General features: G+C 45.6%; 2 protein-coding genes. One reads left to right on the top strand and one right to left on the bottom strand.

Annotated features, from left to right (window positions below):
- Positions 1–619: 619 nt before the first annotated feature.
- Positions 620–2,488, bottom strand: a complete 1,869-nt coding sequence (locus Q0986_RS15010) for a bifunctional serine/threonine-protein kinase/formylglycine-generating enzyme family protein (protein ID WP_299411750.1) — start codon at positions 2,486–2,488, stop codon at positions 620–622.
- Positions 2,489–2,653: 165 nt separating this feature from the next.
- Here Q0986_RS15010 and mobF point away from each other — a divergent pair.
- Positions 2,654–3,769 (top strand): MobF family relaxase (gene mobF / locus Q0986_RS15005; protein WP_299411747.1); only part of this gene is annotated, 1,116 nt, incomplete at its 3' end.

The following is a 3,769-nucleotide window of genomic DNA, read 5'->3' as shown; positions in this document are numbered from 1 at the left end:
TTACAGTCGATTACAGTCGATTACAGTGGAGCTGGTCAACGACCGCTGAAAGCAAGACGGGGAGGGGAGTCGAGGAGTTGCTGGAGGGTGTTTTTGGGGAGGAGCCACCCGGATATGGCTATTCGCCATTACCTGGGTTTGGATCTATTTGAGGTGGGATTTCTACCCTCAGTTTTTTGTAGCACGTTTGCAGCATTATTCACTACAGTTCTGTAGTACGTTTGAAACTTTTACACCACAAAACTGTAGTTTGCTTGAAACTTTTGCACTACAAGAATTATTTTGTTGACTTTGCCGTAAAGATTTTGCACTTGCGTGACGTTCTGCCTATCCTCTAGCTGGTAGTTTTATCTCAGCAAATTTTGGATAAGATCAGGCAACTCTTCAGCAGGGCTTACAAAGATACCTGACCTCGGCTTTTTCGGATGTTACTCACATCACCGGAGCAGATCTGGACTCTTCTTGGGCACACCCACCAGATTCCCACCTGATAGTTCTGACATGTGAGTTTCCTCTAGGCAAACTTATTCGTCAGAATAGAACAGCAGGCATAGGGTTATTAATATTATTCCTGTATTTAAAAATAAAGGTGGCGATAGAGGGCAAGAAGGGTAAAGGGCTACAGAAGAGTGCTCGACGCAACCAAAGCCACCCGAAACCCGAAGTCGCTATTGAAGCGGAAGCTGGGATTGAGCCTGTTGCGGGTGGCAGAGCGACAGTACCTCGGAACGTCGTCCCAGGAGCCACCGCGTTGTACTCGACGAGAATCACCATCATTCTCATTTATCCAAGCACTCCCATCTGTGGGGGCACCTTCATAATTTTCATGCCAAGTGTCTTGACACCATTCCCAGACATTTCCATGCATGTCATATAGGCCAAAGGCATTGGGAGAAAAGCTGCCAACTTCTGTGGTCTGTTCTCGATATTCTCCCTTAGGGCCAGATCCATAATTTCCTGGTTCTACGGTAAAAAAACCTCTATCAGTACCTCGATAATTTGCCAAATCCGTGGAAATGGTTTCTCCGTAATAATAGGTTGTGATTGTTCCCGCTCGACAGATATACTCCCATTCTGCTTCACTTGGCAAACGATAGTGTTTACCACTTTTCTTGGATAACTTCTCACAAAAATCAATTGCGTCACCCCAAGATACACTCTCCACAGGTCGATTGGCTCCTTTGAAGTGAGAAGGATTTGGTCCCATGACTGCCTTCCATTGTGCTTGGGTAATCGGATACTTACCCACATAAAATGCTGGTACGGTAACTTCGTGTTGTGGTCCTTCGGTTTCTAATCTTTCTGATTCACAATTATGGGAGCCCATTATAAATGTTCCGCCTGGAATTGCAACCATATCTAAAGTGACACCATTGCCTAAATCTTCCTTAAAGAACTGGGCTTGTTTTTTACTGCGATTGATGATTCTTCCGTACTCATCTACACTAACTATCTCAAAGTCAAACTTGTGTGTTGCCAAAGAGAATGGTCTTGGAGTTACCTGAGATATCGGTTGAGGGGTTGGCGACTGTGTTTTAATTGACGGTGCCTGTGGTTGAGATTGAACTGGAACAGTTGAAGCTTGTTGTCTTACTTTGGTTTGAGGATTCAAGTCCGCCAACACGCTTGATGCTGCTTGATATCGATCAACTGCCTTAATTTGTAGTAATTTGCTGATAACAGCAATTAAATCAGGATCAATCGTATTAGACAGATAATCATGCCAATGACTTACCCATTCATAACCCTGCATGTGAAACAAATCACCCGGAAATTGCCCTGTCAATAAATGAAAAGCTGTCGCACCGATACTATATAAATCGCTAGACGCTGTTACCTTACCTTCAGTAAGCTGTTCTATCGAAGAATAGCCATGGGAACCAACGATTGTTCCTATTACGGTTAGCTGACTCATCGAGATTTGTCTCGCGACTCCAAAATCTATCAAAATAAGACGGCCATCCTTCTTGCGCCGCATGATGTTTTCTGGCTTCAAATCTCGATGGATCAATCCTTTATCATGAATGAACTTCAATACAGGTAATAAATCTAAGAAAAATTCTTGGATCTTCTCTTCATTGAATGGCCCTTCCCTGTGCAACTCATTCAGTAGATCCTCACCTTCTATATATTCTTGGGCCAGATAAAGATAGCCCCCTTCCTCAAAATAGGCTAGTAGGTCAGGTATTTGTTCATTTGCTTTAAGTCGATCCAACTGCTTTGCTTCTCGCATAAACAGCTCTAGTATCTTTTGATTGGCATTAATGCTCTGGCCTTGGTAGAACAATTGTTTAATCACACAGAGGCCATTGAGCTTATCAATATCCTCTGCTAAGTATGTTTTACCAAAACCCCCTTGCCCTAATGGCTTTATAACCTTAAAGCGATTCCTCAGTAGTGGAATCAGTCTAGTTCCACAAGACTCACAGTATTTATGATCGTCTTGATTCAGAGGCTTCTCACAATCTGGGTTGAGACAGCAAATCATCAACTTTCAGCCAGACAAATTTCTATTATTGAACAGCATAACCGTAAGGCAATTTGTCAGAGAATACATATTCTGTTGCCCACTTAAGGAAATTACCTAATTTGGACCTCATATAACAATCTGCCTATCCTCCAACTGTGAGCCAACACTTTTGTGAGCTAAGCAATGCTAGACATCACCACCATCAATTCCAACATCAAGAACGGTGCCCGCTACTACACCAAAGAGGAGAGCTACTACAGCCAGGATGAAGAAGTCCAAGAAATGACGGAATCAGAATGGTTTGGCAGTATGGCACCAGATCAGCCTTACTCCGCCGAGCTATTCACAAAGATGTTCTATGGTGACCTCCCCAAGGGTGGACGGATGAGAGGAGCAGTCCTGGGCAAAGGCAAAGAGCGCTTGGCCTATGACCTCACCTTTAAGGTGCCAGGCAAATCCTTGAGCATGGCGATCCACGGTCCCAGCGGAGATAAGCGGCTCTGGAAAGCTCATGTGGAAGCCATTAAAGAAGTGATGGCAATAGTTGAGAACCGATATGCTGGGGCGCGAGTCCAAGCCAATGGAGAGCGACAAGCCATCAAGACGGGCAACATCGCTGCTACTCTGGTGCATCATCATGAATCCAGAGCAGGTGACCCGCATGTGCATACCCATGTCGTGCTGTTCAATGGCACCCTATGCGCAGATGGAGAGTATCGGGCCTTGTGGTACGAACCCCTCCGTAAAAGTGGCGTTCTCGGTGACCTCTACCACCAGAAGCTAGCCCTCAAAGTCCAAGCACTCGGCTATGAAATCCGAGAAACAGATACGGGGTTTGATTTAGCAGGTGTCACGGATGAGCAAATCGAAGCGTTTAGTAAACGCTCCACTGAAATCGAAGACTATCTCAAAGAGAAAGGCTGGAGCAACACCCCTGAAAATCGACAGAAAGCCGTCTTTGAAACTCGAATCGCTAAAAACATCACGGAAAGCCTAGAACAGAAGCAGGAGCGATGGGGTCGAGAGATGGCAGCAGTCGGCTTCACGGGCATCACCCCAGCCAATCACCCGATCCCCCCTAAAAACCAAGAAACCCCCAGAGAATTGCTTGATGCTGCTATCGGCCATCTCTCCGAACGTCAATCTAGCTTTAGCCACGAAGACATTCAGCGCTTCGTCTTCTCTCATCTCCGCAGTTTCGATGAAAAGCCCTTAAACCAGGAGATTGATCACCACCCAGATCTACTCACAGCTTGGGACGGGCGATACACCACCCAGACCGCAGTGGATCGGGATATC

Source organism: Acaryochloris sp. IP29b_bin.148 (assembly GCF_028285565.1).
Lineage (GTDB): Bacteria > Cyanobacteriota > Cyanobacteriia > Thermosynechococcales > Thermosynechococcaceae > Acaryochloris.
Note: the sequence above shows the minus strand (reverse complement) of the source record. Positions and strands in the feature narration are given on the sequence as shown.